This window comes from Mycobacterium sp., assembly GCF_019247615.1.
GTDB lineage: Bacteria > Actinomycetota > Actinomycetes > Mycobacteriales > Mycobacteriaceae > Mycobacterium.
Map to the genome: position 1 here is coordinate 1 of NZ_JAFBAT010000006.1, position 6010 is coordinate 6010.

General features: G+C 67.4%; 6 protein-coding genes. 5 read left to right on the plus strand and 1 reads right to left on the minus strand.

From position 1 onward, the window contains the following. From JO059_RS00305 to JO059_RS00320, 4 genes are all read left to right on the plus strand, one after another. Positions 1 to 1065 (plus strand): PPE family protein (locus tag JO059_RS00305; RefSeq protein WP_293313664.1); only part of this gene is annotated, 1065 nt, incomplete at its 5' end. Positions 1066 to 1091: 26 nt separating this feature from the next. After that, positions 1092 to 2510 (plus strand): PPE family protein, encoded by a 1419-nt coding sequence (locus JO059_RS00310; RefSeq protein ID WP_293313666.1) that lies wholly within the window; start codon positions 1092 to 1094, stop codon positions 2508 to 2510. Beyond that, positions 2507 to 2830, plus strand: a complete 324-nt coding sequence (locus JO059_RS00315; RefSeq protein ID WP_293313669.1) for a DUF732 domain-containing protein — start codon at positions 2507 to 2509, stop codon at positions 2828 to 2830. The genes JO059_RS00310 and JO059_RS00315 overlap by 4 nt, the downstream gene beginning before the upstream one ends. A 144-nt stretch (positions 2831 to 2974) precedes the next feature. Further along, a complete protein-coding gene (locus tag JO059_RS00320; protein ID WP_293313672.1) occupies positions 2975 to 3682 on the plus strand; it encodes an MgtC/SapB family protein in 708 nt (235 codons plus the stop codon). A gap of 15 nt (positions 3683 to 3697) precedes the next feature. Here the strand turns inward: JO059_RS00320 and JO059_RS00325 are convergent, their stop codons facing one another. Continuing rightward, on the minus strand, positions 3698 to 4897 hold the full coding sequence (locus JO059_RS00325) for an FAD-dependent oxidoreductase (RefSeq protein WP_293313675.1): 1200 nt from the start codon (positions 4895 to 4897) through the stop codon (positions 3698 to 3700). Positions 4898 to 4960: 63 nt separating this feature from the next. Here JO059_RS00325 and JO059_RS00330 point away from each other — a divergent pair, with 63 nt between their 5' ends. After that, positions 4961 to 5902, plus strand: a complete 942-nt coding sequence (locus JO059_RS00330; RefSeq protein WP_293313678.1) for a sterol desaturase family protein — start codon at positions 4961 to 4963, stop codon at positions 5900 to 5902. Positions 5903 to 6010: the final 108 nt, after the last annotated feature.

Below are 6010 nucleotides of genomic sequence, written 5' to 3' on the forward strand. Positions count from 1 at the left end.
GCCTGGATGACCGCCACCGGCGCGCAAGCGCAGGAGGCGGCCGGCCAGGCCAAGCTGGCCGCCGGCGCCTACGAAGCGGCGTTTGCGGCTACGGTCCCGCCGCAGGTGGTCGCGGCGAACCGTGCCTTGCTCGCGACGCTTGTCGCCACCAATTTCTTGGGCCAAAACACGCCGGCCATCGCGGCCACCGAAGCCCATTACCTCGAAATGTGGGCCCAGGACGCCGCCGCGATGTACGCCTACGCAGCCTGGTCGGCGGCCGCGGCACAGCTGAAGCCCTTCGTGGCCCCGCCGCAAACCACCGCGGCCGCGACGACGCCGGCCGCCGGCATGCAGCTGTCGCGGCTGGTCAACGCCGTACCGAGCGCGCTGCAACGCCTGGCGAACGGTGTCCTGGAATCGGCGACTGCGGCGTCGGGCAAGGCGTCGGGCAATCTGCTGTCCGGCCTCGACTTACCGCACTTGGCCTCCTCGTGGTCGTTGCCGGCCGGACTCCAATCCGATTTGACCAATTGGGACTCGCTGACGGCGGCCCTTGCGTCCGGGCCGTACTCGCTACAAGGGCTGTCTTCCATAGCCGGTGGGCCCTTCCTGTCTTTCGGACAGGCGTACGCCTGGGGGCAAAACGGACAAGGCGCGGCCGCGTATCTCGCCGGCCCGAAAGCCGTCAGCGGTGCCTTGGCTCCGCTCACGCAAGGCACCGGCGCCATAAGGCCCATGTTGACGTCCGTGGTTGGCGGGGGACCGGCCGCGGGGACCATGGGCAAGGCGGCGCTGGTCGGAAGCATGTCCGTTCCACAGGGATGGACCGAAGCCGCCCCGGCGATCAGAACGCTCACCTCGCAGTTACCCACCGACTTGAGCGGGGCCACGACCAGGATGGCCGGCGAGGGTGCCGTGTTCGGCCAGATGGCCCTCTCCAGCCTGGCCGGACGCGCGGTTGCCGGCGCCGCATTCCAGAGCGCGGGCGGTGGCGGGTCGGCGGCGGGCTCGCTGGGCGGTGCCGTCACGCAGGCCGGCCCTGCCGCAGCCACCATCATCGTGATCCCGGCAATCGAGGAATGAAGCCGACCACCAGGCAAGGGGTTCAGATGTTTTACGCAGTGTTCCCGCCGGAGATCAACTCCGGCAGGATGTACGCCGGTCCAGGTTCGGGGTCGATGCGGGCCGCCGCGGCGGCGTGGGAGGGGCTGGCCAGCGAACTGCAGTCCACGGTCTCGTCATATTCGTCGGTGATCGAGAGCCTGACGAGCGCGGCGTGGGCCGGCCCGACGTCGGTGGCTATGGCGGCCGCGGTGGCGCCCTACCTCACCTGGATGCAGCACACGGGCGCCCAGGCGACCGAAGCGGCGGCCGGGGCAACCGCGGCGGCGACGGCCTACGAAACGGCGTTCGCCGCCCATGTGCCGCCGACGGAAGTCACGGCCAACCGCAGCCAACTGGCGTCGCTGGTGGCCACCAACCTTTTCGGTCAAAACACCCCGGCCATCGCGGCGACCGAGATCCGATACTCCGAAATGTGGGCCCAAGATGCCTTGGCGATGGAGAGCTACGCCGCCTCGTCATCGGCCGCCGCCAGGGTCACACCCTTCACCGCGGCGCCACAGATCACCAGCGTGGGCGGGTTGGTCGGTCAGGCAGCCGCGGCGACCCGAGCCACCGCCACCGCGGCAGGCGGCGTGGGTTCTCTGTTGTCGTCAGCGGCCAATCCGCTCGCAGAGGGCAACCCGCTGCTGGCGGTGCTGGCTAACCTCGGCACCGACTACACGGCCACCATCGGTGGGTTGTTGAACACTCTGTTCGGCGGCGGAGCAGCCACGCTGTATACCAACCTCTACAACGCTGCGAAGGTCCCGCTCGGCTTTACGACCGGATTCAACGACATCGGTCTGTTGATCAATTTTCCCGTGTCGCAATGGCTCAAGTTCTCCCCGCCCATCCCCTACGGCGCGCTCCCGAAGGACGCGCTGGGTGCCGGTCTTGCGGCCACCGGCTTCGGCCGGGGAACGCTGTACGACACGGTATCGGCAGGGATGGGAAACGCCGGCACGTTGGTCGGGAAGCTGTCGGTACCGGCGAGCTGGGCCACCGCCACCCCGGCAATCAGGACGGTCGCCGCGGCGTTGTCGGCCGCCGGGCCGGAAGCTGTTCCGGCGGCCGCGGTCGGCCAGGGCGGCCTGCTCAGTTCGGTGGCGTTGGCGGGGATGCTCGGCAGCGCTCTTGGCGCCGGTGCGCCCAGCGCTTTGAGCGGCATCACCCCGATCAAGGATCTGAGAGGCCAGAACTCTCCGGAAAGCCTGAAGCGGCTGGTGGCACGAATATCGGAGAAGCCGGAGAGCGTACACCATCACAACGTCGATGAAGGGGGCCTCGACGCTCTGCTCGAAACACTGTCGAGGAAACCCGGCATCCACGCCGTGCACCTGAGAAAGCGTGACACACCCCAAATCGTGCCGTCGGACACCCAATCGGGTTCATGCACAAGGACATTCGGAGAGGATGCGGTATGAGGCTGTTAACCGCGGTCATCGGCGCAGCGACGACGATCGTCTTGGCCGCGCCGGTGGCCGCCGATACGCCTCCGACTCCGAACGGCGACGACGCGGGCTTCCTCGCCGCGCTGCACCAGGCCGGCATCAGCTACGCCAGTCCGGAGGCGGCCGTCGCGTCCGGCAGAGCGGTGTGCACCTGCCTGAACAACGGCGAATCGGGCCTGGAGCTGGTCCAGGACGTCAAGACGCACAATCCGGGGTTCGATCTGGAGGGCGCGTCCACCTTCGCCGTGATCTCGGCGAAATTCTATTGTCCCCAACACCTCTCGAAGGCGTAGCCCAAGGCTGCAACGCGTCGCGTGCGCGACGCGGCGGTTACCCGGGTGTTGCTGGATGGCAACGCGGTCGGTTCGGATCCATCTGCTGTTTACCTCGACGTGTTTAGCTGCCGCCGACCGACGGGAGAAAGGACTGGGGTGTCCATGCAGACGCTGAGCGTCGCCGATTTCGCACTACGACTCGGCGTCGGGGTCGGTTGTGGTGCACTCGTCGGCTTGGAGCGACAGTGGCGGGCGCGCAGGGCCGGCCTGCGCACGAATGCACTGGTCGCGGCCGGCGCGACGTTGTTCGTGCTGTACGCGGTCGCCACCGAGGACACCAGCCCCACCAGGGTGGCGTCGTATGTGGTGTCGGGGATCGGATTCCTCGGCGGAGGGGTGATCCTTCGCGAAGGGGTCAACGTCCGCGGCCTCAACACGGCGGCCACGCTGTGGTGCTCGGCCGCGGTGGGGGTGTTGGCCGCCTCGGGCCATCTGGTGTTCACGTTGATCGGGACCGCAACCGTCATCGGCATCCATCTGCTGGGGCGCCCACTCGGCCGCATGATCGACCGCGACGACACCGCCGACGAAGACGAAAGCCTGTGGCCGTACCTGGTTCAGGTGGTATGCCGCCCCAAGTCGGAGACCTACGCGCGGGCCCAGATCGTGCAGCACGCGAGCACCAACGACATCGCGCTGAGCGGTATCCACACAAGGCGCGCTCCCGACGACGAGGTTACCCTGACCGCGCACCTGCTCATGGGCGGCCAGACGCCGGCAAAGCTCGAGCGGTTGGTCGCGGAACTTTCCCTGCAACCCGGTGTACGCGCGGTGCAGTGGTACGCGGGCGAGCAAGCGAAGTCGAATTGAGCCCAAGCGCGACGGTCAAGGGCGGGACTGCAACTCTGGCGCGGCGGCGGCAAGGAGGTCGCCGCGATTGCCGGTCAGCGGGGGATAGATCCGCCGGGTATTGATGGTCCGCTTGGTCGCCTTGGCTGCCGCGCCCGTAGAAACGACCACCCGATCCCAGCCTTCCGTGTACACCGCGCCGGCCGGCCCAAGGTCCAGAACCGTTACGTACCAAGGAATTTGGAGGGCCAACATCGGCTCGTCGAACAGATCGCTGATCACGTTGTAACCCGCGTAGCGGCCCATTGGTCGTCCGTGTTGACACGACATCACCGACAGGTGCTCGTCATCCATCCGCGCGGCGGCCACGTCGCCCGCCGCGAAGACCGCGGGCACGCCGATTACCCGCAAATAGTCATCGACCGCCACCCGGCCCAGCCGGTCGCGCGCCACGGGGAGCTGCTCGGTCAGCGAGCTGGAACGCATGCCGGCGCACCACACCACCGTGGCGGCCTCCAGTAGCTCGCCGGAGGACAGCGTCACACCCCGCTCGCACACCGACGCGACGCTCACCCCGGTTCTGGTCTCGACGCCGTTGTCGCGGAAGGCCTGTTCGATGACCGGTCGCGCCGATGCGCCCATGTCGGAGCCAACCACGGGGCTGCGGTCGATCAGGACCACCCGAGGCGCGACGCCGCCGCGCGGGAACAGCGCGCGCAGCCGCGTCGGCAGGTTGCAGGCCGTCTCAACGCCGGTGAGCCCGGCGCCGACCACAACGGCGGTAGCCGCCGCCGGCGGCGGCCTGTCATCGGCGAGTCCGCGCAAGTGCCGCTGCAACGTAAGCGCGCCGTCATGCGTGTCGACGTCAAAACCGAACTCCCGCAAGCCAGGTACGTCGGGCCTGAGCACGCGACTGCCAGATGCCAGCACCAGGCGGTCATAGCCGAATGTCGCCCCGCTGGATGCGGTCACGGTACGGGCGGCGGTGTCGATCGCGGTCACCTCGGTGGCGACGTAGGCAACTCCGACGGGGTCGAGCAGCTCGGCCAGCGGAATCCGACACGCGCTCAGGTCCATTTCGTAGTTGCGAACCCGGATGTCGTGAAACGGTCTGACTGTCAGCACGGTGATGTCGACCGTGCCCGCTGGGATGCCGAGCTCGTCGAGGCGCCGGGCGGCGCCGAGTGCCGCCCACAATCCCGCAAAGCCGGATCCAATCACCACCACAGCGGTCAAGTGCTCACACCTCATCGATCCCGGCCGTCCCGGCGCGCCGGCAGTTGGTCGTAATCTATCCGTGTGAACGCCGTCACCGGGTTCTGGTCCGAGCTGCCCCCGCTGATGCGGGATCCCGTGCTGTTCGCCATCCCGTTCTTCCTGTTGCTGCTGGGTCTTGAGTGGACGGCGGCCCGCAAGCTGGAACGTCTCGAGGCCGCGTCCGACCATGCGCGGTCTCCATCCGGCGCGTACCTGACCCGCGATTCCGTGGCAAGCATTTCCATGGGACTGGTTTCGATAGCCACCACCGCCGGCTGGAAAACCCTAGCGTTACTCGGATACGCCGCAATCTATGCATACGTGGCGCCATGGCACCTTCCGCCGACACGGTGGTACACCTGGCTGGTCGCCATCCTCGGTGTCGACTTGCTGTATTACCTGTATCACCGCATCGCCCACCGCGTCCGGCTGATCTGGGCGACCCACCAGGCGCACCACTCCAGCCAATACTTCAATTTCGCCACGGCGCTGCGCCAGAAGTGGAACAACAGCGGGGAGATCCTGCTCTGGATTCCCTTGCCGCTCTTGGGGCTTCCGCCGTGGATGGTGTTCTTCAGTTGGTCGCTGAACCTGATTTATCAGTTCTGGGTGCACACCGAGCGAGTCGACAAGCTACCGCGACCGTTCGAATTCGTCTTCAACACCCCGTCGCACCATCGGGTGCATCACGGCATGGACAAGGTATACCTCGACAAGAACTACGGCGGCATATTCATCCTCTGGGATCGGCTGTTCGGCAGCTTTCAGCCCGAGCTGTTCCGGCCGCATTACGGGCTGACCAAGCAGGTCGACAGCTTCAACATCTGGAACCTGCAGACGCGCGAGTACGTCGCGATGGCCCGCGACTGGCGGTCGGCGCGCCACCTGCGCGATCGGCTGGGATACGTCTTTGGGCCGCCGGGCTGGGAACCGCGTGTCGCCGGCCACACCGACGGCGCGGTGCCCCTGGCCACGTCACGGTAACGTCACGGGCAGGTCGCGCGAAAGACTCATCGTCAGCCAGATTTACGTCGCGACCTCAACCTGTGGCCGGTGCGTGCGCCGGCCTCGACGGAACGGAGTCCAAGGTGC